Genomic DNA, 25,835 nt, shown 5'->3' with positions numbered 1-25,835 from the left:
TCCTTTAGATAGGCATCGTTCCGGCAATTTGCCCGTTTTGACCGACCGGAGCCTCAGGGCGCCTGCCGCACCGGCACCGGCGCGTTGCAGAGATCGACCCCGCCCGCCGGACGATCGTAGAAATCATCCTTCCGGTTCGCCCGCAGCCGGATGTAGTCGGCAAAGCTCTGCGACGTCACGTCCATGACCTGATAATGCGGCTGCTGCGCGGCTGGCAGATCGCTGGCAAGACGGACGGAGACGATGGGAAGGCGCTTTTCCCCCGCGGCGTAGAAGCCCAGATCGCCCGATCCGCGCGGCAGGCTGGCGAGCAGGCTCATCCCCTGGATCACCCGGCCGACGACGGCGATATTGCGGTCGAGCTGGCGCGGGGCTTGGCCGATCACGGCATAGAGTTCAGCCCCCGTCCCCGCATCGGGCGACAGGTTCCGCGCCACGCCCACCATGCCGTAGCAATGGGGCAGCCAGGCCGACGCCTTGTCCATCGCCACTGGCCAGCCGTCGATAAAGCCCGTGCGCGGGGCATAGGCGTCCGGATAGGGCAAAGGCACCGGGGCGGTTTTGAGTGCGGCGAGCGGGCGGACATAATCCGGCTTGATGTCCGTGACGATGCCGGCGGGAAGGGCTTTCTTCTCGGTCACATCGCCCCATTGGGCGACATAATTGTCCTGCACGCGATAGACGCTTTCGCCGTCCCACCAGCCGGCGCGGGCGAGCGCGCGGATATTGGCGGCATGGGCGGGCGCGAAATCCGGGGCGAGTTGAATCACCACGCGCCTGCCCCCTTCCAGCGTCATGATCAGCAGCGTGTCGGGCGCGATGGTCCGCCATGCGGTGGCAGGCGCCTGCGCGACGATGGCGGAGGGGGTCGCCGGAAGAGCGGCAAGGGCCGGAACAGGCAGGAAAAGCGCGGTCAGGAAAGCGAGGAAACGGATCGGCATGGCGCAATCAAGCATGGGAGAGAAAGGAAAGTAAAGCATCCCCTTGCCTAGCGCGCCGACGCACGATAGGGAGCCGCCTCCAGTGCAATGCGGAGCGGTGGCCGAGTGGTCGAAGGCGCTCGCCTGGAAAGTGAGTATACGTCAAAAGCGTATCGAGGGTTCGAATCCCTCCCGCTCCGCCACTTCGGTACAACGGTGGGCACTCCGCCCGCCGCCGTGGCTACGCCGTTAGCGGCAAGCACACGCAACAGGTTGCTCTTGCTGCCCATGATGCGAACCTCGCCCTTGTCCACTTCGACCCGCTGTGCGAGCGCGCGGAGATGGTCGCGTCGGTAACCGCCGCCCTCCCGCCGGATACGTCGCCGCGCGGTAGAGGCGAAGTCGCGTAGCATCGTCGGCGTGATCGTCTGTTGCGCCGAGCTTACGAGCAGCGCCGAGGCGCGCTCGGCGTCCGCTCGCGCCTGATCGCGGGTCGCCTTCAATCCGTCGATGCGATCCTTGAGCGCCGGGTCATCGAGGTCGGCGACTCCGCTTTCGATCGCATCGTAAAGCCGCTTCAAACGAAGCTCGGTCTCCGCAGCTCGTTTGTTCAACTCGGCGATGTGCTCCCGGCGTCGCTCGGATCGTTCCTGTCGCCGATCCAGAACTTCCGACAGCACGTTCTCCAGTCGATCGGGATCGAGCAGCCGTTTGGCCAGATGATTGGCGACGAGATCGTCCAGCCGCTCCATCGCGACGGTCATGCCCTCGCAGGCCGTCGCGCCCTGCCGCGCCTTCATCGAGCAGGTATAGTAGCGATAGCGTCCGCCCTTGCCGGTGCGGATCGTCATCGCGCCGCCGCACTTGCCGCAATGGATCAACCCCGTCAGCAGCGTCGGGCCACCGACGACCTGCGGATGCGCGACCTTCGGGCTACGCGCCTTCAAATGCGCCTGCACCGCATCGAACGTGGCTTGGTCGATGATCGCCGGAACCTCCACCGCGATCACTTCCTCGGCGGGCTTCAATTCCTTGTTCTTGCCGCGCTTGTTGAACTCATGCCGCCCCGCATAGGTCGGACGGGTCAGCATCCGATGCACCGTTCCGATGCCCCAGCGCCCGCCGTCGCGGGTGAAGATGCGGCGTTCGTTGAGATGCTTGGTGATCGTCTTCACACCCATCGGGCCGGACGTGCCGTCGCCTTCCAGCGCCAGCTTGAACGCCAGCCGCACCGTGTCGGCGTGAAGCGGGTCGATCTCCAGCTTCTTCTTGACCTTGGCCCCGCGCTGCTCGGCCGCGACAATTCGATAGCCGATCGGCGGCAGCGAGCCATTCCAGAAGCCCTGTCGGGCATTTTCCTTAAGCGCGCGCAGGACGTGCTTGGCGTTTTCCTTGGACTGATACTCATCGAAAAGGGCCATGATCCGCCGCATCATGTCGTGCATCGGATCGTCGCCAAGCTCCTGCGTGATGGAGACGAGGCGAACGCCATTCTTGCCGAGCTTCCGGTAATAATATTCCATCTCGAAAGCATCGCGAAAGAAGCGCGAGAAGCTGTGGACGACCACCACGTCGAAGGGCGAAGGCTTGCTCGTGCCAGCCTCGATCATCCGCTGAAATTCGGGACGGCGATCATTCGTGGCCGTGTTGCCCGGCTCAACGAACGTCTCGGTCAGTTCATAGCCGCGCGCGACGCAGTAGGCTTCGCCCTGCTTGCGCTGATCGGGGATCGAAACATCATGCTCGGCCTGCCGCGCCGTCGAGACGCGCAGATAAAGGGCGGCGCGCAGCGGCACAGTCATGGCAACTTCCTCACATCATTGGCATGGCCCGAACAACTCGTCGAAGACATCGCCGAACCATGCCTCGAACACGTCCACTTCGACACTCGTGACCGGCACCCGATCAGGCCAGTCGTCTGTAACGGTCCAGGTGGAAATGTCGTCTTTGGACGGCCGACCGGCACAGGGCCGAGCCGAGTTAACCGGCGATCGGGCGTAGTCGAGCAAATCGTCCGGGCAGTATGCGGGACAGCGCGGCGTTCGGCGACGAGGCTTGCGAAACGTGGCCATGCGGGCATGGTGCCGCCCGTCCTGCCTTGGTGCAAAGGCTCCGATGTGTCGTAGCGCAGATAGGGGCGGACGGCGGCGCGGTTCATGGCTCGCCCCACGGGTTCACGACCGTAATGCCGCAGTCGGTGAAATCACGGACGTTGCGAGTCGCCAGCCGCGCCCCGCGCGAGCGCGCGATGGCCGCAATCTGCGCGTCAATCTGGCTGATCGGCCTTCCGCCCTGTTTGCGACCAGCGGCAATGTCGGGGTAGGCCGTCGCGGCTTCGGCATCGAACGGCAGGACGCGCCCTGCCAGATCGACATCGAACATCGGGCGTGCGGCCGCGAGCAGATCGTCGCGGCGGCGGCCATCGGGCAGCAGCGCCAGTCCGTAGAAGATCTCCGCCTGGGTCAGCGTCGTGGTGAACACGCCCGCCATAGGCTGGTCGGCGATCCACGCCATGACCCTCGGATCGGGCTCGCGCCGCATCAGTTCGGATATGACATTGGTGTCGAGGACGATCATTCCCCAAAGTCCACCGGAGGCCGCATCGCCTCGCGCGGCGTCACAGGCAGATCGACGCCGCCCAGCTCACCGAAGCGTTCGTTGATCGCCTGGCCGAGATTGCGGGGGCGCGGGATTTCGGTCGAGAGCGCCGAGCGCAGGATGTCGCGGGCCTCATCTTCCATCGATCGACCATGCATGGCCGCCCGCAGCCGCAGACGATTCTTGATCGCGTCGTCGATGTTTCGGATCGTCATGACCGCCATGCAAACCTCCATAAGTCAATGACAGCATTTTAGTCGATGAGGCTGAGAAAATCAAGGAAGGGTTGGCGCCTCCCTACGGGACCGCCGCTCTATCTCCGCTGCGCTCCGACCGAGCCCCTGACGGGTCTCGGTAGGGTGGGCGCGAGACGCCTCTTTCGAGGACGCCCCAGCGCCTCCCCCCGAACCGTGCTTGCACCTTTCAATGCACACGGCTCTCCATTCTGTCGGGCATCCGACCACCATGGTGTGCGACGTGACATTTGCGGCACAGAACGATGGTCCTGCGCCGCCGCGCCGATTGTTTCCACAGTGTCAGTTGGTCGCCCCGTTTGTCTTTCAGGCGGTTGGGATGATGCATCTCGAACGGTCCATCGGTATCGCCGCATGCTTGGCATTCTTCAGCGGTGAGGCGGGTAACGAGGTCGTTCGAACTCTGCGCAATGCGCGAGCCGACCGTGATGGTATCGACGATGGGATTGCCCCACGTCTTCACGATCAGATGTTTCAGCTTCCACACCTTGTGGACGCGCGGTTTGCCCCGGACCGTGGTGGTGACACCATAGTCCGCCCCCATTTTCAGGGATTTCATGACCTGCTTTCTACTCGTACGCCGTCGACAGGCTATCGTCGCCAACAAGCTCCTGAACATGACCAGCTCAAGTTTGTCGAGCGACGCTTTTACGCCGTCGGCGATCGCATAATAGTTGGCGAAGCCACAGAACTCCGAGTTATAGGCAACGATAATTTCCGCGACACTGGAGTCGAGGAACTGCGGACGTGCTCGGCCATTCCTCTTGTCGAGGTTGCCGAGCTTTTTCCGCCTGCAGAACCCATAGACCCGATCCCGTGGCACCCACAGCTTGATATTCCCCCGCGTTGGCCGACGAAGGACGCGACGCATCCCACCGCCGACCTTCTGCCGTCCCGCCATCGTGCCGGCGGAGCGCAACGTGAAGGCGCATACATGGAAGCCAAGGAACGGCGATCCCTTCGACGCATCGCGAACCCCGGTTTTCTCCGGTGATACCGCCAGATTGAGCCGCTCAGCGAGGAAGTGCTGTATATCGGCCATGATCCGGACGGCGTCCGCCTTGCTGCCGATCACACCGACAAGGAAGTCGTCGGCATAGCGGCAATAGCGCAGGCGGCGGAAGTTGGGGTCCATTTGATCGACGGATGATATTTTCCGTCGATCCCGATTGATGGCTTCGATCCGAGCCAGACAGGCCCGGACTTCTGCCTCGTCCGCGCCACCGGCACGGATTGCGTCGATCTTCTTACGAAGTGCGGCGATCTGCTGGCCCTGAGCAGCATAGGCAGGATTGGCCCGCCGTTTGACGCCCTTGTCGAAGCCCGCCCGCATTTCCTCCATGAACAAGTCAAGCTCATGGAGATAGATGTTGGCAAGCAAGGGCGAGATGACCCCGCCCTGTGGAGTGCCGCTATAGGTCCGTTCGAACTTCCATTCGTCCATGCACCCTGCCTTGAGCATTGTTCCGATCAGATCGATGAACACAGGATCATCGATGCGCCGGGCCAAGAGGCCGAGCAGGATGTCATGGTCGATGTTGTCGAAGAACCCGCGAACATCCACTTCGATCAGCCATTTCGCACCCGTCCAGGTTTTGCGGATCTCCTCGAGAGCCGTGTGGCAGGAGCGACCCGCGCGGAACCCATGACTATGTTTCGAGAACACAGGCTCATAGATCGCCGCGAGGATCATTCTCGCCGCCTCCTGAACGATGCGATCATCCGCCGTAGGGATGCCCAATGGGCGCATTTTACCATTGCCCTTGGGGATATAGACCCGCCGCACTGGACGAGGGCGGTAACGGCCATCCGCCACGCGTTCGACCAGACGATCAAGCCTTGCCAGCGTCATGCCGTCGAAGGTCTGGCCGTCTACTCCCGGCGTCATGGCACCCCGATTCCGGGATACTCTGTCATAGGCCCGCTCATATAAGCAGCGGTACCGCATGAGGCGGTGGAGACCATTGATCCGCTTGCCCGCCCGCGACAGGGCCGGAAGCGTCTCGATCCGTCTCAGGATAGTAGCGGTCTGCATCAGCAATCCCTTTCCCTTGATCCATCGAGGTTACAGAACTGCCGTCCTTCGCCCGGATGCTGCGGATTTCGACAAGGATCACTCCCGCTTATACCGCTGCTCCGTCCGCCTCGCGGCGGCTATCCCGGCCATTACACCGGGCATTTGACTACTATGACGGCTCCGTCGCCATGCAGGTCCGAACAAGCCGTCCTGTTTAGGCGATCCCGCAGTTGCGCGAGTGAGGAGTCGCGGCGTGTTTAGGTGCCCCGTTCGTTTCCTTAATCCCCTTACCGGGGCTGCGCCGAGCGGACTGGCAGCGATTCACTAGGACGTGCTCCTCGCTCCGCTCGGAATGGTGTGACAACCGCGTTCACCATCGCCAACCTGATAGCCGCTGGAATCTGGGATTCAGACAATCCAGTCTTCACCATGCACACCTTGCCTGTTGGTCAACCGTCAGGTTGCGGCACCCGACTTCGATCCATTCCCCGACATGCTATGGTCCCGTTTCCCTTTCGGAATCTCAGCCGGTTCATCACCAGCACCGGTAAGTCGGTCAGGCATAAGCTACGCCAGTAAGCTCAGTTCATTCGAACACTCCTTTCTTCTTCGCGCCACAACGGCGCACTCCCTGTCGGGTGACGATCCGCATGGCGGGGTGGCGCCGCTGCGCCGTTCGGGCAATCCGCCGCGCGGATTGTCGTCTTTCCGGTCTGCGGAGATCGGGCCAAGGCTGCGCCGGCCCGATCGCGTTGACGGTCGTTGCACTCCCCGAGATGGGGTGGGCGTCGCTTCCCTCTAGGCCCGCCGCGCCGGGCCGCAACGCGCGTGCCGCGCTTACCTTCTCTGCGTTCCGGTCCTCACGGATGCTGCCCGGCTCCGCCGGCGGGCCTGCCGGTCGCTCTTTCGCCGCCCACCCCATTCCGGGGTGTGTGTGGTTTTGAAGGAGTAAGGAAGATGAACGCCGTTATCGAAACCGTTGCCACCGAGCCTGTGTCGGGCGTCGAGATTTTCGTACCGCTCGCCAAGCTCAAGAAGTCCCCGCGCAATGCCCGCAAGGTGCCGCATGGGGAGGCTGCTATCGAGGCGCTGGCCGCGTCGATCCAGCACAAGGGGCTGATCCAGAACCTTGTGATCGAGCCGGAGACCAAGGAGGACGGGACGCCGACCGGCTATTACCTCGTCACCGCAGGCGAGGGCCGCAGGCTGGCGATGCTGCTGCGCGCCAAGCGCAAGCAGTGCAAGAAATCCGAACCTGTGCGCTGCTGGCTGGACACGGCCAACGATCCTTCCGAGGTGAGCCTTGACGAAAACGTCACCCGGACGCCGATGCACCCCGCCGACCAGTTCGAGCGGTTCGTGGAGCTTTCCAACGAGAAGGGATGGGGCGCGGAAGAGATCGGCGCGCGGTTCGGCGTGTCGGCTGGCGTGGTGAAGCAGCGGCTTCGCCTTGGCGCTGTCTCGCCCAAGCTTTTGCAGGTCTATCGCGAGGACGGCCTTACGCTGGACCAGCTTATGGCCTTTGCGATCAACGAGGACCATGCCCGTCAGGAGCAGGTGTTCGAGAACCTGCACCACAATCGCGAGCCGTGGATCATCCGTCGCGACATGACCGCTGCCAACGTGCCCGCCGCCGACCGGCGCGCGGTATTCGTCGGAGCCGATGCCTATATCGAGGCGGGCGGCAACATCATCCGCGACCTGTTCAGCGAGGACCGGGGCGGGTTCTTCGAGGATGCGAGCTTGCTTGACATGCTCGCCGCCGAGAAGCTGCGCGAGATCGCCGGGACCGTGCAGGACGAGGGCTGGAAATGGACCGAGGCGCATATCGACTATCCCCACGCCCACGGGATGCGGCGCTTCTATCCGCAGACGGTTCCCCTGTCTGACGAGGACGAGGCGCGGCTGGATGCGCTGTCCACCGAGCATGACACGCTGGCCGAAGGCTATTCGTCCTATGACGAGATGCCCGAGGACGTGGCGGCGAAGCTGGAGGTGGTTTCCGACGAGATCGACGCCATTTCGGCTAAGCGTTCGGCCTACGACGCAAGCGTGATCGCGCATGGCGGCGCGTTCGTCGTCCTTCACCATGACGGCACGGTCAGGATCGAGCGCGGTTTCGTCCGAGCCGAAGACGAGGCGCTGGCCGACCCGCAGCCGGAGGATGGGGGCGAAGGTGAAGCCATCGACCGCGAGGCGGTGGAGGACGAGCAGGCCGAGGGCGGCGACGAGGACGTGCAGGAGATCGAGGAAGAGGACGAGGAACCGGGCAAGCCGATTTCCGACAGCCTCACCCGCGACCTGTCCGCCCATCGGACCTTGGCGCTTCGCGTAGCGCTGGCCGAGCAGCCCGATATGGCGCTGATCGCGCTGACCCACACGCTCACCGCACAATTGTTCTACAGCTATGCGGAGGCCGGTTGCCTTGAGGTTCGTCCGACCGTGACTCCCTTGGGGAGCCATGCGGACGGGATCGAGGATACCCCGCTGGCCGCGCGAGCGAGCGAGCAGCACGAGGCATGGGCCGAACGGATGCCGCGCGATGTGGCGGACCTGTGGGGCTTCATCGTGGGGCTGGACGAGGCGAAACGGACCCTGCTCCTGGCGCATTGCGCGGCTCGTACCGTCAATGCTCTGCGGTTGCCGTGGGATCGCAAACCCCGGTCGCTGCAAACGGCGGACAGGCTGGCGGGCGCGCTGGCGCTGGACATGGCGAAGGACTGGACGCCGACGGTGGACAGCTACCTTGGCCGTGTCACCAAGGCGCATATCGTGGAGGCCGTGACCGAAGGCGTGTCCGAGGACGCCGCACGCCGCATCGCGGACATGAAGAAGCCGGACATGGCGCAGGCCGCCGAGCAGCTTCTGGCCGGGACCGGATGGCTTCCCGCTGTGTTGCGGACGCCCGAACCGGGGGGAGCGGTCCCCGCGCCTGTGGAGCCGGAGGATACGGATAGCGTGGAGCAACCGCCCGAAGCGGAGGACAGCGAAGCCTCCTATGCTGTCGCCGCCGAATAGCGGCACGGAGCCGGGACCGCGCAAGCGGTCCCGGCCTTCTTTTGTGCCCGGCGCTCCGCTGGCCCGGCTAACGGAGCGCTCGCTTGTAGGGAGGTCGATCATGCGCCGTCTGTTCCGAGTCATCGAGCGCCGCAAAAGCCAGCCCGGAAGATTGTGCTGCATCCGCTGCGGCGAACCGATCAACGACTTTTCCGACGAATGCGTCGTCACGCATGATTATGTTCTGCACGGCTGCGCTGCCTTCGTGATCGAGCATCGCGCCTGCATGGGAAGCCCGCTGTTCAACGCGGCGGCGGCGCGCCGCTGGCGCGAGGCGCAGCGCTGAACGCGCGCAGCGCCATCATCCCCGGCTGAAATCGTGGCCGCGCCCGTTGGGGCGCGGCCGCTTTCCCATTGCACAGGCGCCCCGCTCCGAGGGAGCGGGGCGCCGTTCTGATGGCGGATCGACTGTCGCGTTTCTGGGGCTCGGTTCGCCGATTGCTATTTCAGACCCGCGCGGTAGAATCACCTGGCGACCATGATGCGCGCGGTGAGCGACGTCCATTCCAGCCTCACGCTGGATCTCGGCAAACACATGGGCAAAGAATCGGCGCGTCCGCTCTGTCGTCATTTCTGCGAAGGGTTACTGGCAAGGTCATCCAGCGAAGGTTAGCAACGCAGCCAATGCCTCCGACTGACAGTGCCCGTCCTAGCCACGGCGTAGAATTTCCGGTTCGGCGACAACCGCGCGGCCTCTCGATTGGCTTGATCTAACCGGGGCCGGCTTCGCCTTGATCGGCCTGACGCAACGGTGCCGCGCGGCTTTTTTCCGCTGCCTTCGGCTTTGCATCGCGAAACAAAAAAGCCGCGCGTCGCCATCCTCCGCTGCGCTCCGGCCGCAAGCGGTGCGCGTCCGATCATCCCCGCTTCACCGATCGCCATCGAGGCCGCGGCGGTCGTGGCCCGAAAGCGAAAGGAACTTCGACATGGCGACCATCGGCACCTTCACCCAGGCGGGTAACGGCTCCTTCACCGGAACCCTCAAGACGCTCACCCTCAACGCCAAGGCGGCTCTTCGCCCGATCGACAAGGAGAGCGAGAAGGCCCCCGATTTCCGCCTCGCGGTCAGCACGGTCGAATGCGGCGCGGGCTGGAAAAAGACCAGCCGCGAGAACCGCGACTACATCTCGGTCAAACTGGACGATCCGACCTTCGCGGCTCCAATCTACGCCACTCTGGTCGAAACCGAGACCCCCGGCGAATACGCTCTCATCTGGTCGCGCTGACCTCGACACGGCGCCCCGCTCCCTCGGAGCGGGGCGCCTTCGTGTGCTGGTCCGCCAGTTCATAATATGGACGGGCCAGTGGCCCGGCATGTTGTGAGGTGCTTGGGGCGCCGCCCCGAGCGCCCTTCGGAGCGGCTTCCGCCCAGCTTCCTCCACGCTGCGCGTTACGTGCAGCCGGTTCCCCGCGAAGCCGCCCACTCCGGTTGCACCCCCGGTCTCGCCGACGGGCAGGGTTTCAGCGCGGCGCTCCGCTGCGCGGAAACCCAAGCCCAAGGAGTTCAGCCATGTACCATCAGCTTGCCACCCGGTTCGGCCGGAACGCCCATCAGATCAGCGGTTGGGAGCCGCTCGACAACGAGGCGCTATATCGCCACGTCCCGTCCATCTTCGCCCGCGAGGCGCACGACAGCCGTTCGGAGCGGTATGTCTATGTCCCGACCATCGACATCGTGGAGGGATTGCGCCGGGAAGGATGGTTCCCGTTCTTCGCCGTCCAGTCGGTTCCGCGCGACGGTTCGCGCCACGGCCACGCAAAACACATGCTGCGCCTTCGTCGTGACGAGGGTATCGGCAAAGCCGAGGCCGCAGAAGTCATCATCGTGAACAGCCATGACGGGACCAGCGCCTACCAGATGTTCGCCGGGATGCTGCGCTTCGTCTGCACCAATTCCATGATCGCGGGCGAGCGGTTCGAGGAGGTCCGCGTGCCGCACAAGGGCAATATCGAGCATGATATTATCGAAGGCGTTTACACCGTCGCCGAGGACTTCCCCCGCCTGATCGGCGCGAGCGAGGCCATGAAAGAGGTCCGGCTTTCCGAGGACGAGCGGCGGTTGCTTGGCGAGGTCAGCTTGGTCGCCCGCTATGGCGAGGATGAAAGCCCGCTACGGCCTGAACAGATCATCGAACCGCGCCGCCGCGAGGACATGGGCGATAGCCTGTGGACCACCTTCAACGTCATTCAGGAGAATGTCGTGCGGGGCGGTTTGCAGGGCCGCAAGCGCAACGCCGAGGGCCGCATACGCCGGGCGCAGACCCGCGCCATCAACGGCATCGACCAGAATGTGACGCTCAACCGGGCGCTCTGGACGCTGGCCGAGGGAATGCAACGCCTCAAGGCCGTATGATCGTTCGTCACCGCAGGGTCGGAATTTCGGCCCTGCGGTTGGCCCATCTCGCGCCGATCCGCTGTGGCGGATCGGCGGCGGCAGCGCGTCCCAAGGTCCGCGCGGCCGCAAACGCGCTCGCCGGGCTCCGCCCGGCTCGCGGTTGGTAGTGGCATTCTCGCTATTGCTGACTTAAAAGAAGCGTGGGTCGCTACGCGGCGGCCTGGGGCGTGGAAACCCCGGAATATCCGGTTTGGCGTCGGCCGTGACGATGCCGCCATCCTTGACCACATGGTCGGGGAGCCTGTGACGTATACAACAGGCTCTCGGGCTAAAGGTCATAGGGACCGAGATATTCCGGTTTTCCAACTCCCCGATCACGGGTCCAGGAGCTGTTTGCGGGGGCGCACCGCAGACCAGCAGCCCCTTTGAGAAGGTATTGGCAGCGCAAATTCCGCAAGCAATCATGCCGATTACGCGCATCGAAAATGCTGCGCTCCCGGTCTATTGGTTAACGCGGGCGCGGATCGGGGGTATGATGGACAAGATGAGTTTCGACGATCGCGCGCCCGAGTCGCCGCAGCTTACCAGCTACGACGAGCGCCATCTGACGGACTATCTGCGGCTGCTCGACGCCGAAACGGACGGAGCCGATTGGCGCGAGGCGGCGGGGCTGATTTTCGGCATCGACCCTAACGCCGAACCAGATCGTGCCAAGGTCATGCACGATACCCATCTCGCCCGCGCCCGGTGGATGACCGAAGTCGGCTACGTGCATTTACTTGGCTGCGAACGACCGGCAAAGCGTTAAAATTACGCACCATTATGGATCGAGTTCGGCGCAAACCCGCCGCCTGCCCGGCATGGTTGTGTGCGCTCTCCGCTCTAGTTTTTGGTGGCGCCGCCGCAGATGGTCGCCTCTCCAAAAATCCGCGCAGCAGCGCGGTTGGGAGGATGCCATGCCGACGCCACCTGGGCGTCGCCAGCGCGGCGCCGGAAGACTGTCCGACGCCCTCGGGCGCGCCGATATTGCCGCCGAGTTTCTGCGGCGAAACCGCACCTATCGCGCCGAACATGCGCAGATGCAGACACGCATCGCCAGCGGCGCCGTCGCGAAGGACGCAGCGGAAGCCGCGTTCGCGCGGCGCTGGGGGTTGTCCTTTCGCCACGTCGCCGGATGACCTGTCGGCGCCGGTTGTCTGGCGGCCGGAACTGACCGCTGTCACGGTCATCCTGGACGTCGCACCGGAGGGGTTCGAGCACGCCACACCTGTTGATCCGCAAATGCTTGGCGCACTGCTCGCAGACCACGCCGGCATCGTAGGTCGCCACGTCATCGTCGAGGACGCGGCCGGCGAGCATCGCCTGTGGCTGCGGGCTCCCGAACCCGGCCGGCCGCTCGCCGCCGTCGTTCCGCTCGACAAGGACTTCATCACGAGGGTGTTGAGCTTGTTGCGCTTCCATCGCCGCCTGCTTGGCCGGGCGACGGGGCCATTTCCGCGTGGCTGGCCGCTCACGGCGCAAAAGCTCGCGCGGCTCGACCTCATCCTGCGGGCGCTCGACCTGCATGACAGCGGCGCGACCTATCGTGAGATCGCGATCGCGCTGGGACGCGACGATGCGGAGCGAATGTCGTCCAGCGACTGGAAAATGTCGGCCTCGCGTTCCTTCGCCGTGCGCCTCGTCCGTGACGGCCTCGCGCTGATGAAGGCCGACTACCGCAAACTGCTCCGTATCCGCTGATTTTCCACGGCGACGGCCCCCTGCGAGGGGGTGGTCATATCCGTGCGGTTACAAATCTACGTCCCCTACGGCGGGCAATCCGATCTGCCATTTACGCCTCCTGCCGCCACTGCCCGCAGGAGTCGTCACTTGTCCGATACGCCCTCCAACCTACCGCCCCGCTTCCTGCGCACGCCGGAAGCCGCGCGCTTTCTTGGCCTCTCCGGCCGCACCCTCGAAAAGCACCGCTATTTCGGAACCGGCCCGGCCTACCGCCGCATCGGCGGCCGCGTCGTCTATTCGGTCGATGACCTGCGCGCCTGGGCCGACATCGGCATCAAGCATTCGACCTCCGATCCGGGTCAGGACGACCTCATGCCACGCGCGGATTCGGCCATCGCCCGGAGCCGGCGATGACCGTCCCGCCGTCACCCATGCGTCACCGCCAGCCGTCCGATGACGGCATGACACGCGTTGAACTGACCTGGATCGAGAAGCAGATCGAGCACTGGATCAGGTTCGGCCGCGTCGCCGTGGACGAGATCGTCGATCGCCGCCGCCGCATCGTCCGCTTCCGGCCCGGCGCGATCTTCGCGTTCATCCGCTGGGCGGCGAACGACTACGGCACGGTAGTCTCGCGCATCGACATCGTGCGCGCGGTCGGCGCGGACGAGCCGTTCACGACGCTGCCGTTCGTGCGGCCGGGTGGCGACATCCTGCTCAAGATCGAGGGCTGGCCCAAAGTCAGTCAGGTTCTCGCGGCGATCGACGCGACCGAAGCGGCCGGCGTCGATCCGTGTGACGCCGCGCCCGACCATTGGCGGCACGTCCATAACCGCATCGCCGCCGGACAAGCCCCGCGCCCTTACACGCTGGAGCGTCATCGCGCCTGGCTCAAGCGCCGGAAGATCGAGGGATGACGCGCCGCTTCTATCTCCGCGCGACCGCCGCCGCCGCGTCGGCGTTCGCCGCGTCGTTCGTCACCATCGCGATGACAGATCCGCTGCCGCGCGTTCTCTGGAACGCCAGCGCGAGCGCGCCGCTCGGCCTCTACCGGATCAAGCCCGATCGCAATCCATCGCTTGGATCGCTGGTTGCCGTCACGCCGCCGGAACCGCTGGCCCGGTGGATGGCCGGGCGCGGATATCTCGGCACGGATGTGCCGCTGTTGAAGCATGTCGCGGCAAAGCCGGGGCAGCGGGTTTGCCGGATCGGCGTGACGGTTAGCGTCGATGGACGGGCGGTTGTCGTCGCCCTGATCCGCGACCGGATCGGCCGCCCGCTGCCGGTCTGGCACGGCTGCCGCACGCTCGCGGCCGGCGAACTGCTGCTGCTCAATGCCGATCGTCCCGACAGCCTGGACGGCCGCTATTTCGGTCCTCTGCCGGCCGCGTCGGTGCTCGGCCGCGCGATCCCGATCCTCACCCGTGACACGCCCGATGCGCCGCTGCGGTGGCGCGGGACGGCGCGTGATCGAACCGCAGAAAGGACATTGCCATGATCGACATCGGCACATTCGAAGTCGTCGACGACGGTTTCAAGGGGCGTATCCGCACGCTCTGCCTCGACGCCGAAATCGTCGTTCACGCGCTCCGGTCCCACGATCGCGCCATATCCGGCTATGACGTTCGGCTCGGTCCCGACGCTTTCGGGACGCGCATCGGATGCGGCGTTTCCCGCGTGAACGGCGCGCTCGGCCCGTGCATCGAGCTGTTGCTCGACGATCCCAGCTTCGCCGCGCCGATCCGCGCGACGCTCTATCCGTCGCTGCTCGGCGGAGGCCGGCACGACCTGTTCTGGTCCAAGCCTTCGGGCCGCTGGAAAATCGAATGACCGGCCGCCCGCGCGCCCGGCATTGGCCCGCGATCACGCTCCGCGCAGCGCCTGCCCCCCTTGCTGCGACTGCTGACCCAACTTCCCACTGCCAACCCAAAGGAGAGTCCCATGCAGATCGGCAGCTTCATCCGCACAGCCAATGGCTATGAAGGCATCATCGAGACGGCAACGCTCGACATCCGCATTTCCATCGTCCCGGCCGAGCCGGGCGACGCCGATAAGGCGCCCGACTGGCGCGTTCATCGCGGCGACGGCGGCGAAGGCCCGGAGATCGGCGCGGGCTGGAACGAGACCGGCGAGCGCGCCGGCGATTACGTCTCGCTGCGCATCGACGATCCCGCCTTCGCGCAGCCCATCCGCGCCGCGCTGTTTCAGAACACCGGCGACAAATCGGCCTGGTCGCTGCGCTGGAACCGCCAGCCGAAGTCGCGCGAGCAGGATTGAGATCGTGCGATTGTCCATCATCCCTTGGTTCGCGGGAAGGCCGTCTCATCCCTTCGTCCCGCTCGGTCGCAGGCCGGCCGGCGCGCGCAGCGAAGGTCAAGGGCGGCCGAAGGCCGGCGCGCCGCGCGCACCCTTTACCGCAGCGAGCACGCTGGCAGGCTGGCGGCGGAGCGGAGTCGGATCGGCGGCGGCGCTTGCCGTGCTGCTGCTGTCCGGCGGCGCTGCGCCTGTCCCTGCGATGGCGCAGGATGCGCCGGCCACACGATCGGTCCCCGTCCATCCCTACGCGGGCCATGTCACCGAGGCCGCGCGCCGGTTCGGCATTCCCGAAGCGTGGATTTGGGCCGTGATGCGCGTCGAGAGCAACGGCGATGCGCGCGCTGTGTCATCGGCCGGGGCGATGGGCCTGATGCAGATCATGCCCGCGACCTGGACCGATCTTGGCGCCCGCTACGGCCTCGGGTCCGATCCGTTCGACGTTCGCGCCAACATCATGGCGGGCGCGGCCTATCTGCGCGCCATGCACGACCGCTACGGCAACGCGACCGCGATGCTGGCGGCGTATAATGCGGGGCCGGGCCGCTACGACGATTATCTGTCGCGCGGCCGTCCGCTGCCTGCCGAAACGCGCGCCTATCTCTCGCGTCTCGCGTCGATCACCGGCGGCAGTGACGACCTTCAACTTGCCGCCGCGCCGTTGCCCGATCCGTTCGCCTGGCGCCGTGCGGGGCTGTTCGTCCGCACCGCGACTGCTGCTCTTGATGCGGTCGGGGCGCAGGGCGGCGGCTCCGAAACCGCGTCCGAACCGCAATCCGATCGCCCCGAGTCCGGCGAGGTGGAGCCGGCCGATCGGTCTCGCCGTGAACCCGCCGATACGCTGTTCGTGTCCCGCGCCCGCGCGGGCCGACCGCAATGATCGCCCGTCGTTTCAGATTGCCGGTTGCAGTCAGGAAAGTGACTGAAGGGGCAGGAAAAGGCCGAATAGTGCGAGGGCAAGATACAAGGCCCGCCCCGTTTCGCCGAAAAGCCGAGGCTTTTCCGAGGCTTCACGCGGGGGCATCGGTCGGCGCGCGTGCCGCGCGGAAGAGAAAAGCCAGCAAAAACAACGCCTCGAATGGCACCACAGGCCATTTTCGGCCGAAAGCGGCCCGGCCATGAGCGAGGACAGCGACTTCCGCGTCCGGCCGGGTAAGGCCAAGCGCAGCAAGGCGCAGGGCCGCAACGCCCGCGGCCTAGTCGCCGAGGTGCTGCGCGCCGCCGCCATGAGCGGCGGCAACCCTCGCCGCGCCTGGAGCGGGCCGTCCCGCCGCGGCCAGTCCAACTTCGGCCGGGGCCGCACCGCATTCGCGCGCAGCCGACTGTTCGGATCGGGCCGGCGGGTGCTGGTGAAGGCGCTGCCCGTTAATCACCGCGGCCGGGGCGGATACCGCATGGCGCCGCTGTCCGCGCATGTCGCCTACTTGAAGCGAGAGGGCGTCACCCGCGACGGCTCGCCGACGCGCATGTTCGATGCGGCCGGCGACGACGCCGACGATCGCGGCTTCGCCGATCGCTGCAATGACGACCGGCATCATTTTCGCATCATCGTCTCGCCCGAGGATGCGGCCGAGCTGACGGACCTGCGCGAATATACCCGCGACCTCGTGCGCCAGATGGAGGCGGACCTGGGGACGCGGCTCGATTGGGTCGCGGTCGATCACTGGAACACCGACAACCCGCATGTCCATCTGCTCGTGCGCGGCGTGACCGACACCGGCGCCGATCTCGTCATGGCGCGCGACTACATCAGCCACAACCTGCGCTCCAACGCCGAGGAACTAGCGCAGGCCGAACTTGGCCCGAAGCCCGAGCATGAGGTTCAGCGCACGCTCGAACGCGACGTGGCGGCCGAGCGCTGGACCCGGCTCGATACCGAGATCAAACGCTCGGCCGACGAGCTGGGCGTGATCGACCTGCGGCCCGAGCGCCCCGGCCCGGACGATCCGCGCCTCCGCCGCTTGATGGTCGGGCGGTTGCAGCATCTGGAGTCGATGGGGCTCGCCGCGCAGGGCGAGCCGGGCGAGTGGGCGGTTGCCGAAGGCGCGGCGGCCAAGCTGCGCGAGCTGGGCACGCGCGGCGACATTATCCGCACGATCGGCGCGGCGCTCCGCGAGCATGGTCAGGACCGGCCGCTCGATAGCTATGCCGTCGTCACCAGCGCGCCCGAGAAGCCGATCGCGGGCAGGCTGATCGACAAGGGCTTGCACGACGAACTGATCGGCACGGCCTATGCCGTGATCGACGGCACCGATGGCCGCACCCACCATGTCCGGCTGCCCGGCGTCGAGGCGCTGGAGCACACACCGAAGCTCGGCGGCATCGTCGAGCTGCGTGCGATCGGGCGGCCGGGCGAGGAGAAGCTGACGCTGATGCTCGCCACGCGGTCGGACCTCGACCTCGCCGCGCAGGTAAAGGCGCCCGGCGCGACCTGGCTCGACCACCGGCTGATCGAGCGCGGCGCGAGTGTCGCGGATGGCGGGTTTGGCGCGGAGGTGCGACGCGCGATGGACGCGCGAACCGACCATCTCGTCAAGGAAGGGCTCGCGCGCCGGTTCGGCGAGCGGACGGTGTTCGAGCGCGGGATGCTCGACACGCTGCGAAAGCGCGAGTTGGACGCGGTTGGCGCGAAGATCGCGGGCGAGACCGGCCTTGCTTATCGCCCCGCCGCGTCCGGCGAGAAGATCGCCGGCATCGTGCGCCAGCGTCTCGCGCTCGCCTCCGGCCGCTTCGCCATGATCGACGACGGCCTCGGCTTCAGGCTCGTGCCGTGGGCCAGCACCCTCGAACAGCAACTCGGCCGTCAGGTGTCCGGCGTCGTCCGCGCCGGCGGCGGCATCGACTGGACGCTCGGCCGCAAGCGCGGCCTCGGCATCTGACTCAGGAGACCTTCCATGTCCGCGACCAAAATCCTCTGGGGCCAGATCATCATCGTGTTTCTGATCGTGCTCGCCGGGGTGTGGGGCGCGACGCAGTGGACCGCCGCCGCGCTCGCCTACCAGCCCGAGCTTGGGCCGCCTTGGTTCGAGGCGTTCGGGTTGCGCGTCTATCCGCCGCCGGCTTTCTTCTGGTGGTGGTTCAGCTTCGACGCCTATGCCCCGGAAATCTTCAAGACCGGCGCGTTCATCGCCGCATCGGGCGGGTTCGCGTCGATCGCCGTGGCGATCGGGATGTCGGTGTGGCGCGCGCGTGAACTGAGAAACGCCGAGACCTACGGCTCGGCGCGCTGGGCGACCGATCGCGAGGTTCATGCTGCCGGGTTGCTGGGGCCGAACGGCGTCGTGCTCGGCAGGCTCGCGCGCGACTATCTGCGCCACGACGGCCCCGAGCATGTGCTGTGCTTTGCGCCGACCCGTTCGGGCAAAGGCGTCGGCTTGGTCGTGCCCTCGCTGCTGACCTGGCCGGCCTCGGCGATCGTTCACGACATAAAGGGCGAGAACTGGACGCTGACCGCCGGCTTCCGCGCACGGCACGGCCGCGTGCTTCTCTTCGACCCGACCAATGCGGAATCGGCGGCCTACAATCCGCTACTAGAGGTGCGGCGCGGCCAGTGGGAGGTGCGCGACGTGCAGAACGTCGCCGACGTGCTGGTCGATCCCGAAGGCAGCCTGGAGCGCCGAAACCACTGGGAGAAAACCTCGCACTCGCTGCTGGTCGGCGCGATCCTTCATGTTCTCTATGCCGAGCCCGACAAGACCTTGGCCGGCGTCGCGGGCTTCCTGTCGGACCCCTCCCGCACAATCGAACAGACGCTGGCGGCGATGATGGCGACGCCACACCTCGGCGAAGCCGGCGTCCATCCGGTCGTCGCCAGCGCGGCGCGCGAGTTGCTGAACAAGTCGGACAACGAACGATCGGGCGTGCTCAGCACCGCCATGTCGTTCCTCGGGCTCTATCGCGATCCCGTCGTCGCGCAGGTCACGCGGGCGTGCCAGTGGCGCATATCGGATCTGGTCGAGGGCGAGCGACCGGCCACGCTCTACCTAGTCGTGCCGCCCAGCGACATAGCGCGCACCAAGCCGCTGATCCGCCTGATCCTCAACCAGATCGGACGCCGGCTGACCGAGGAGCTGACGCCCAAAGGCAACCGTCATCGCGTGCTGTTGATGCTCGACGAGTTTCCCGCGCTCGGCCGGCTGGACTTCTTCGAGTCCGCCCTGGCGTTCATGGCGGGCTACGGGCTCAAGGCGTTCCTGATCGCGCAGTCCCTCAATCAGATCGAGAAGGCTTACGGCCCGAATAACGCGATCCTCGACAATTGCCATGTCCGCGTGAGCTTCGCCACCAACGACGAGCGGACTGCCAAGCGCGTGTCGGACGCGCTCGGCACGGCAACCGAGATGCGGGCGATGAAGAACTACGCCGGGCATCGCCTGTCGCCGTGGCTCGGGCATTTGATGGTGTCGCGGTCGGAGACCGCCCGCCAGCTCCTCACGCCCGGCGAGGTGATGCAGCTACCGCCCGACGACGAGATCGTCATGGTGGCGGGCGTCCACCCGATCCGCGCGAAGAAGGCGCGCTACTTTCAGGACCGCCGGCTGTCCGAACGCATCACCCAGGCGCCGAACCCGGAGGCGGTCAAGGCGCGAGCGGACGACTGGACCGGGCGGCAGGCGGCCGCTGACCCGAAGCAGGTCGCGCGCATCGTCCGCGATGCGGAAGACGCCGCCAATGGCGGTCTGCGCCGCGAGCCCGAGCTGCCCGAGCACGTCGCGATTGCGCCGGAGACGCCGGCCACACCGAGCCAAGAGTTTGCGATCGTGGAGGACGAGCAGGACGACGCGGCGCGGCAGGCGGCTGTGCGCCGCCGGATGCAGGGGATGGCGCGGCAGGCGTCGCTCGATCCTGGCGACGGGATCGACTTGTAGGAGGCCGACATGCGAACCCGGCTCAACGTCTATTTTCCGCCCGCACTCGCCAAGCAGGTCGATGAGCTGGCGATCCGCCGACGCATCTCGCGATCCGCGATCGTGGAGGCGGCGGTTGCGTCTTACCTGTCCCCGGACGGCGCCGACCGGATGGAGGCGGCTTTCGCGCGCCGGCTCGATCGGCTGTCGCGACAGGTGCAGCGGCTGGAGCGCAACACCGGCCTTTCCACCGAGGCGCTGTCCCTGTTCGTCCGGTTCTGGCTGGCGGTGACGCCGCCGCTGCCCGACGAAGATCAGGCGGCGGCGCAGGTCAAAGGCCGCAAGCGCTACGAGGGCTTCATCGAAACGCTCGGCCGGCGCTTCGCCAGCGGCAAGACCTTAATGGACGAGATTCCCGAAGATGTCTGGCCGCGCTCGATATCGTCCGAGTCGGACTGAATTGCACGGCCGATCATGATGTAGCGGAAAGCCGCTTCCGCCCTCGGCACCGTATCTGCCGCCCCCTCTACTACGCCGACAAGTGGCTGTTGCGGCCCGAGTATTCCTGCGTCTCTTGATGTGCCCCGACAGCCGGGCGGCGGTTCGCCCGGTCCTTTGCAGGGGCCAGTAGTTGACCGTCCACCCGATCCGATCCGAGGCGAAATCACGCGGCGCGCGGATGCTGCGCACCGCGCTCGGGCCGTCGATCGCGGGATGGCTCGACGACCCCGCCGTCATCGAAGTGATGCTGAACCCGGACGGCCGGTTGTGGCTCGATCGGCTCGGCGAAGGCATCAGCGACACCGGCGAGCTGCTCAGCGCGGCGGACGGCGAGCGCATCGTCCGCTTGGTCGCGCATCACGTCGGCGTTGAGGTTCACGCTAAGTCCCCGCGCGTTTCGGCCGAGCTGCCCGAGGGCGGCGAGCGATTCGAGGGTCTATTGCCACCCGTCGTCGCCGCGCCGGCCTTCGCGATCCGCAAGCCCGCAGTCGCGGTGTTCACGCTCGACGACTATGCGCGTGCCGGCATCATGTCGGCGGAGGAGGCCGAGGCGCTGCGCCACGGCGTCGAGACCCGCGCCAATATCCTTGTCGCGGGCGGCACCGGCGCGGGCAAGACCACGCTGGTCAACGCGCTGCTGGCCGAGGTCGCCAAGACCAACGACCGCATCGTCCTGATCGAAGACACGCGCGAGCTGCAATGCGCCGCGCCGAACCTCGTCGCCATGCGCACCAAGGACGGCGTGGTGTCGCTGTCCGAGCTGGTCCGCTCGTCGCTGCGCCTTCGGCCCGACCGCATCCCGATCGGCGAGGTGCGCGGCGCCGAAGCACTCGACCTCATCAAAGCCTGGGGCACCGGCCATCCCGGCGGGGTCGGCACGATCCACGCGGGGACAGCGCTCGGCGCGCTGCGCCGCATGGAGCAGCTCATCCAAGAAGCCGTCGTGACGGTTCCGCGCGCGCTGATTGCTGAGACGATCGACCTGATCGCCGTGCTGGTCCGCGATGCGCACGGACGCCGGCTGACCGAACTGGCCCGCGTCGATGGGCTCGACCCCGCGACCGGCGACTACCGCCTCGCACCTTTCACCACCCCCAAGCCCGGAGACCTGCCATGATCCATGCCCTTCGGCATGGCGCACGCCGCGCCATGCTCACCGCCACCGCCAGCGTGATCGCGCTGACCTTCGCCGTCCCGGCCCGCGCGGGCGGTTCGTCGATGCCGTGGGAAGCCCCGCTGCAATCCATCCTCGAAAGCATCGAGGGTCCGGTGGCGAAGATCGTCGCGGTCATCATCATCATCGTGACCGGCCTGACGTTGGCCTTTGGCGACACGTCAGGCGGCTCGCGCCGGCTGATCCAGATCGTGTTCGGCCTATCGATCGCGTTCGCCGCCAGCTCCTTCTTCCTCAGCTTCTTCAGCTTCGGCGGTGGAGCGCTGGTTTGATGGCGGACGGGGCCGAGCCAATCCCCGGCTACTTCGCCCCGGTCCACCAGGCGCTGACCGAGCAGATTTTGCTCGGCGGCGCCCCGCGCTCGCTCGCCATCGTCAACGGGACGCTGGCGGGCGCGATCGGCCTCGGCCTGCGCCTGTGGATCGCCGGCCTTGTGATCTGGGCGATCGGCCACGGGCTGTCCGTCTGGGCCGCCCGCCGTGACCCGCAATTCGTGGACGTGGCCCGGCGCCACCTCCGCTACCCGACATGGATGCGGCCATGATGAGCTTGCGTGAATATCGCAGCAAAGCTGCAAACCTTCCCGACTTCCTGCCCTGGGCCGCACTGGTCGGCGAAGGCGTGGTGCTGAACAAGGACGGCTCGTTCCAACGCACCGCTCGGTTCCGCGGCCCCGATCTCGACAGCGCCACGCCCGCCGAACTGGTCGCCACGACATCGCGATTGAACAACTCGCTGCGTCGGCTCGGCTCCGGCTGGGCGATCTTCGTCGAGGCGCAGCGCTCGCCCGCGCTGGACTATCCCGAAGCTGCGTTTCCAGATCCCGTGTCGGAGCTGGTCGAGTTCGAGCGCCGCGAGCAATTCCGTGAGGAAGGCACGCACTTCGAGAGCCGCTATTTCCTTACCCTGCTGTGGATGCCGCCGGCCGAGGTAGCCGCGCGCGCCGAAGGCTGGCTCTACGAGGGCCGCTCCACATCCGGCGTCGATCCTTGGGAGCTGCTCAAGGGTTTCACCGACCGCAGCGACCGGGTGCTCAACCTGGTCGAAGGCTTCGTGCCCGAGGTCCGCTGGCTCGATGACGCCGAGACGCTGACCTACTTGCACAGCACGGTTTCGACCCGCCGCCAGCGCGTGCGCGTGCCGGAAACGCCGATGCACCTCGACGCGCTGCTCGCCGACGAGCCGCTGACCGGCGGGCTCGAACCTAAGCTCGGCGATCATCATCTCCGCACGCTCACCATCGTCGGCTTTCCCAACGTCACGTTCCCCGGCTTGCTGGACGAGCTGAATCGGCTCGCCTTCGAGTATCGCTGGTCCACCCGCGCGATCATGCTCGACAAGACCGACGCGACCAAGCTGCTGAGCCGCATCCGCCGCCAGTGGTTCGCCAAGCGCAAGAGCGTCATGGCGATCTTGAAAGAGGTGATGACCAACGAGGTGTCGGTCCTGATGGACAGCGACGCATCGAACAAGGCGGCCGACGCCGACACCGCCCTGCAAGAGCTGGGCGCCGACTATGCCGGCATGGCCTATGTCACCGCGACGGTGACGGTGTGGGACCGCGATCCCGCCATCGCCACCGAGAAGCTGCGGCTGGTCGAGAAGGTCATCCAGGGTCGCGACTTCACCGTCATCCCCGAGGGAATGAACGCGATCGAGGCATGGTTGGGGAGTCTCCCCGGCCACACCTACGCCAATGTCCGCCAACCCCCGATTTCCACCATCAATCTCGCCCACCTGATCCCCCTGTCAGCAGTATGGGCGGGGCCGGAACGGGACGATCATTTCGGTGCTCCCCCCTTGCTCTACGGCAAGACCGAAGGATCGACCCCGTTCCGGTTTTCCCTTCACGTCGGCGATGTCGGCCACACGCTGATCGTCGGCCCGACCGGCGCCGGCAAGTCGGTGCTGCTCGCCCTCATGGCAATGCAGTTCCGCCGCTACGAATGGGCCCAAGTCTTCGCCTTCGACTTCGGCGGCAGCATCCGCGCCACCGCGATCGGGATGGGCGGCGACTGGCAGGATCTTGGCGGGATGCTCGCCGACGAGGCCGGCGACGGCGTGCAGCTCCAGCCGCTCGCCCGCATCGACGATCCGACCGAGCGCGCCTGGGCGGCCGAATGGCTGGCGGCGATCCTCGCGTCCGAAGGCGTGGCGGTCGATCCGCAGGCCAAGGAGCATCTGTGGTCGGCGCTCGGTTCCCTTGCTAGCGCGCCCGTGCCGGAACGCACGCTGACCGGGCTCGCCGTGCTGTTGCAGAGCCAGCAGCTCAAGCAGGCGCTTGCCTCCTATTGCCTTGGCGGGCCGTGGGGCCGGCTGCTCGACGCCGAGGCCGAGCGTCTCGGCGAGGCGTCGGTCCAAGCGTTCGAGACGGAGGGCTTGGTCGGCGCCGGATCGGCCGCCGCCGCCGTCCTGTCGTACCTATTCCACCGGATCGAAGGCCGGCTGGATGGCTCGCCCACGCTCATCATTATCGACGAGGGCTGGCTTGTCCTCGATAGCCCCGACTTCGCCGCACAACTCCGCGAATGGCTGAAAACCCTGCGCAAGAAGAACGCCAGCGTGGTGTTCGCCACGCAGAGCCTCGCCGACATCGAAAGCTCGAACATCGCGCCGGCCATTATCGAGAGCTGCCCGACGCGCATTTTCCTGCCCAACGAGCGCGCGGCCGAACCGCAGATTGCCGCCATCTACGAGCGCTTCGGACTCAACGCCCGCCAGATCGAAATCCTCAGCCGGGCCACGCCCAAGCGCGACTATTACTGCCAGTCCCGGCGTGGCAACCGGCTGTTCGAGCTAGGCCTCGGCGAGGTCGCGCTGGCCTTCGCCGCCGCATCTTCCAAGACCGATCAGCTCCGCATCGCCGAGCTGGTCGAGACCCACGGCCGCGAGCGCTTTGCCGCCGAATGGCTGCGCCATCGCGGCCTCGCCTGGGCGGTCGATCTTCTTCCCGAACCCCCACCCGATCCGCTGGCCGGTCGCCGGGAAGATGCCGGCCAGCTCCCCCTTGCCTTGAAGGACATGACCCCATGAAACCCGATATCCTGCGCCGCGCCATGCTGGCGGGCGCCATCGCCACGTCGAGCATGATCGGCATCACCGCCGCCACGCCGGCGCACGCTCAGTTCGGCGGGATCGTCTATGACCCGACCAACTATGCGCAGAACGTGCTGACGGCCGCCCGGTCGCTCCAGCAGGTCAACAACCAGATTCAGCAAATCCAGCAGCAGGCGACCAGCCTCATCAACGAGGCGCGCAACCTGGCTTCGCTGCCGTTCAGCTCCCTCCAGCAATTGCAGCAGCAGGTGCAGCGCACCCAGCAGCTTCTCGGCGAGGCGCAGCGGATCGCCTACGACGTGCAGAACGTCCAGCAGGTGTTCAATGGCCGCTACAAGGGCGCGGCGCTGACCGGCACCCATGCGCAGATGGTCGCCAACGCCAATGCGCGCTGGGAGGATAGCGTCGGCGCGTTCGAGGACGCGCTGCGCGTTCAGGCCGGTGTCGTCGGCAACATCGACGGCGCGCGCACCACGATGGACGGCCTGGTCACGTCCAGCCAGTCGGCGACGGGTGCGCTCCAGGCGGCGCAGGCAGGCAACCAGCTTCTCGCGCTGCAATCGCAGCAGCTCGCCGACCTGACGGCGCTGCTCGCCGCGCAGGGCCGTGCGCAGGCGCTGGACTCGGCGCGCAACGCGACCGTCGAAGCCGAAAGCCGCGAACGGCTCCGCCGCTTCCTGACGCGCTCCACCGGCTATCAGCCGGGCAACGCCCGCATGTTCCACGACTGACGCCCGTGGACAGCAAGCTCCTCGCGCGCATCGGCGCCATTGTCTTCATCGCCATCACCATCACGATGACGGCGATCGAGATGAGTCGTGCGCCCGAACCACCGCGCGCGGCGCCAGCGGCCGTCTCCGATACCTCGGCGACGGACCCGCTGCTGATCGAGTTGCGCCGCTGCCAGTCGATCGGCGCGGCCGGGGCAAGCGATCCCGATTGCCTGCGCGCCTGGGGGGAGAACCGTCGCCGGTTCCTCGCGCCCGGCGCGCGCCCCGCCGCCCGCATCGCCGATGGCGCTACCCCGCAGGAGAATTGAT

The 25,835-nt window shown here is 66.5% G+C and carries 26 protein-coding genes, 1 tRNA gene and 1 pseudogene; 23 read left to right on the top strand and 5 right to left on the bottom strand.

Annotated elements, in window-relative coordinates; all coding sequences use genetic code 11:
* Positions 1-53: 53 nt before the first annotated feature.
* A complete protein-coding gene (locus tag K426_RS04985; protein WP_066554522.1) occupies positions 54-980 on the bottom strand; it encodes a peptidylprolyl isomerase in 927 nt (308 codons plus the stop codon).
* A 52-nt stretch (positions 981-1,032) separates the two neighbouring features.
* Here K426_RS04985 and K426_RS04980 point away from each other — a divergent pair.
* Positions 1,033-1,123 (top strand) — tRNA-Ser (locus K426_RS04980).
* 573 nt (positions 1,124-1,696) lie between these two features.
* On the opposite strand, the pseudogene K426_RS32440 reads toward K426_RS04980, so the two are convergent.
* The 4 genes and pseudogenes from K426_RS32440 to K426_RS04960 form a co-directional block, all read right to left on the bottom strand.
* Positions 1,697-2,722 (bottom strand): annotated as a pseudogene (locus K426_RS32440) (recombinase family protein); the annotation flags it as partial.
* A gap of 352 nt (positions 2,723-3,074) precedes the next feature.
* On the bottom strand, positions 3,075-3,497 hold the full coding sequence (locus K426_RS04970; protein ID WP_066554514.1) for a type II toxin-antitoxin system VapC family toxin: 423 nt from the start codon (positions 3,495-3,497) through the stop codon (positions 3,075-3,077).
* Positions 3,494-3,742 (bottom strand): FitA-like ribbon-helix-helix domain-containing protein, encoded by a 249-nt coding sequence (locus tag K426_RS04965; protein WP_145907196.1) that lies wholly within the window; start codon positions 3,740-3,742, stop codon positions 3,494-3,496. The genes K426_RS04970 and K426_RS04965 overlap by 4 nt, the downstream gene beginning before the upstream one ends.
* 199 nt (positions 3,743-3,941) lie before the next feature.
* Positions 3,942-5,807: a reverse transcriptase/maturase family protein gene (locus tag K426_RS04960; protein WP_066553268.1), complete on the bottom strand. Its 1,866-nt coding sequence runs from the start codon at positions 5,805-5,807 to the stop codon at positions 3,942-3,944.
* A 939-nt stretch (positions 5,808-6,746) separates the two neighbouring features.
* Here K426_RS04960 and K426_RS04955 point away from each other — a divergent pair.
* The 22 genes from K426_RS04955 (at position 6,747) to trbK-alt (ending at position 25,834) form a co-directional block, all read left to right on the top strand.
* Positions 6,747-8,807, top strand: a complete 2,061-nt coding sequence (locus K426_RS04955) for a ParB/RepB/Spo0J family partition protein (protein ID WP_066554511.1) — start codon at positions 6,747-6,749, stop codon at positions 8,805-8,807.
* Between the two features lie 100 nt (positions 8,808-8,907).
* Complete coding sequence (locus K426_RS04950; RefSeq protein ID WP_066554507.1) at positions 8,908-9,132, top strand: hypothetical protein; 225 nt, start codon at positions 8,908-8,910, stop codon at positions 9,130-9,132.
* Positions 9,133-9,772: 640 nt separating this feature from the next.
* Positions 9,773-10,072 (top strand): DUF736 domain-containing protein, encoded by a 300-nt coding sequence (locus K426_RS04945; RefSeq protein WP_066554505.1) that lies wholly within the window; start codon positions 9,773-9,775, stop codon positions 10,070-10,072.
* Between the two features lie 284 nt (positions 10,073-10,356).
* Complete coding sequence (locus K426_RS04940; protein ID WP_066554503.1) at positions 10,357-11,199, top strand: DUF932 domain-containing protein; 843 nt, start codon at positions 10,357-10,359, stop codon at positions 11,197-11,199.
* Between the two features lie 517 nt (positions 11,200-11,716).
* Complete coding sequence (locus K426_RS04935; protein ID WP_066561383.1) at positions 11,717-11,989, top strand: DNA -binding domain-containing protein; 273 nt, start codon at positions 11,717-11,719, stop codon at positions 11,987-11,989.
* Between the two features lie 148 nt (positions 11,990-12,137).
* Entirely contained in the window at positions 12,138-12,359 is a 222-nt protein-coding gene (locus K426_RS04930; RefSeq protein ID WP_066554501.1) for a transcriptional regulator domain-containing protein, read from the top strand.
* Positions 12,253-12,921 carry a DUF2285 domain-containing protein gene (locus K426_RS04925; protein WP_443018214.1) on the top strand — a complete coding sequence of 223 codons (669 nt, stop codon included), beginning with the start codon at positions 12,253-12,255 and terminating at the stop codon, positions 12,919-12,921. The genes K426_RS04930 and K426_RS04925 overlap by 107 nt, the downstream gene beginning before the upstream one ends.
* A gap of 129 nt (positions 12,922-13,050) precedes the next feature.
* Positions 13,051-13,317 (top strand): helix-turn-helix transcriptional regulator, encoded by a 267-nt coding sequence (locus K426_RS04920; RefSeq protein ID WP_066554494.1) that lies wholly within the window; start codon positions 13,051-13,053, stop codon positions 13,315-13,317.
* A complete protein-coding gene (locus K426_RS04915) occupies positions 13,314-13,820 on the top strand; it encodes a DUF2840 domain-containing protein (protein ID WP_066554492.1) in 507 nt (168 codons plus the stop codon). Before K426_RS04920 ends, K426_RS04915 begins: the two co-directional genes overlap by 4 nt.
* Entirely contained in the window at positions 13,817-14,401 is a 585-nt protein-coding gene (locus K426_RS04910) for a S26 family signal peptidase (RefSeq protein WP_066554490.1), read from the top strand. Before K426_RS04915 ends, K426_RS04910 begins: the two co-directional genes overlap by 4 nt.
* Entirely contained in the window at positions 14,398-14,733 is a 336-nt protein-coding gene (locus K426_RS04905) for a DUF736 domain-containing protein (RefSeq protein ID WP_066554488.1), read from the top strand. The genes K426_RS04910 and K426_RS04905 overlap by 4 nt, the downstream gene beginning before the upstream one ends.
* Positions 14,734-14,844: 111 nt before the next feature.
* On the top strand, positions 14,845-15,180 hold the full coding sequence (locus tag K426_RS31185) for a DUF736 domain-containing protein (RefSeq protein ID WP_066561381.1): 336 nt from the start codon (positions 14,845-14,847) through the stop codon (positions 15,178-15,180).
* A gap of 238 nt (positions 15,181-15,418) precedes the next feature.
* Positions 15,419-16,096, top strand: a complete 678-nt coding sequence (locus tag K426_RS04895) for a lytic transglycosylase domain-containing protein (RefSeq protein WP_443018219.1) — start codon at positions 15,419-15,421, stop codon at positions 16,094-16,096.
* A gap of 238 nt (positions 16,097-16,334) precedes the next feature.
* Positions 16,335-18,095 carry a relaxase/mobilization nuclease domain-containing protein gene (locus K426_RS04890; protein WP_066554481.1) on the top strand — a complete coding sequence of 587 codons (1,761 nt, stop codon included), beginning with the start codon at positions 16,335-16,337 and terminating at the stop codon, positions 18,093-18,095.
* A gap of 15 nt (positions 18,096-18,110) precedes the next feature.
* Positions 18,111-20,084 (top strand): conjugal transfer protein TraG, encoded by a 1,974-nt coding sequence (locus K426_RS04885; protein WP_066554476.1) that lies wholly within the window; start codon positions 18,111-18,113, stop codon positions 20,082-20,084.
* 9 nt (positions 20,085-20,093) lie between these two features.
* Positions 20,094-20,522 (top strand): CopG family transcriptional regulator, encoded by a 429-nt coding sequence (locus K426_RS04880; RefSeq protein WP_066554474.1) that lies wholly within the window; start codon positions 20,094-20,096, stop codon positions 20,520-20,522.
* A gap of 172 nt (positions 20,523-20,694) precedes the next feature.
* Positions 20,695-21,681: a P-type conjugative transfer ATPase TrbB gene (trbB, locus tag K426_RS04875; RefSeq protein WP_066554473.1), complete on the top strand. Its 987-nt coding sequence runs from the start codon at positions 20,695-20,697 to the stop codon at positions 21,679-21,681.
* Positions 21,678-22,010 (top strand): TrbC/VirB2 family protein, encoded by a 333-nt coding sequence (locus K426_RS04870; RefSeq protein ID WP_066554471.1) that lies wholly within the window; start codon positions 21,678-21,680, stop codon positions 22,008-22,010. Before trbB ends, K426_RS04870 begins: the two co-directional genes overlap by 4 nt.
* Positions 22,010-22,282 carry a VirB3 family type IV secretion system protein gene (locus tag K426_RS04865; RefSeq protein WP_066554464.1) on the top strand — a complete coding sequence of 91 codons (273 nt, stop codon included), beginning with the start codon at positions 22,010-22,012 and terminating at the stop codon, positions 22,280-22,282. Before K426_RS04870 ends, K426_RS04865 begins: the two co-directional genes overlap by 1 nt.
* Complete coding sequence (gene trbE, locus K426_RS04860) at positions 22,279-24,771, top strand: conjugal transfer protein TrbE (protein WP_066561377.1); 2,493 nt, start codon at positions 22,279-22,281, stop codon at positions 24,769-24,771. The genes K426_RS04865 and trbE overlap by 4 nt, the downstream gene beginning before the upstream one ends.
* Positions 24,768-25,526, top strand: a complete 759-nt coding sequence (trbJ, locus tag K426_RS04855) for a P-type conjugative transfer protein TrbJ (RefSeq protein WP_066554458.1) — start codon at positions 24,768-24,770, stop codon at positions 25,524-25,526. The genes trbE and trbJ overlap by 4 nt, the downstream gene beginning before the upstream one ends.
* 5 nt (positions 25,527-25,531) lie before the next feature.
* On the top strand, positions 25,532-25,834 hold the full coding sequence (trbK-alt, locus tag K426_RS04850; protein WP_066554455.1) for a putative entry exclusion protein TrbK-alt: 303 nt from the start codon (positions 25,532-25,534) through the stop codon (positions 25,832-25,834).
* The last annotated feature ends 1 nt before the right edge of the window (position 25,835 follow it).

This window comes from Sphingobium sp. TKS (assembly GCF_001563265.1).
Lineage (GTDB): Bacteria > Pseudomonadota > Alphaproteobacteria > Sphingomonadales > Sphingomonadaceae > Sphingobium.
This window is presented reverse-complemented; position numbering and strand designations above follow the sequence as displayed.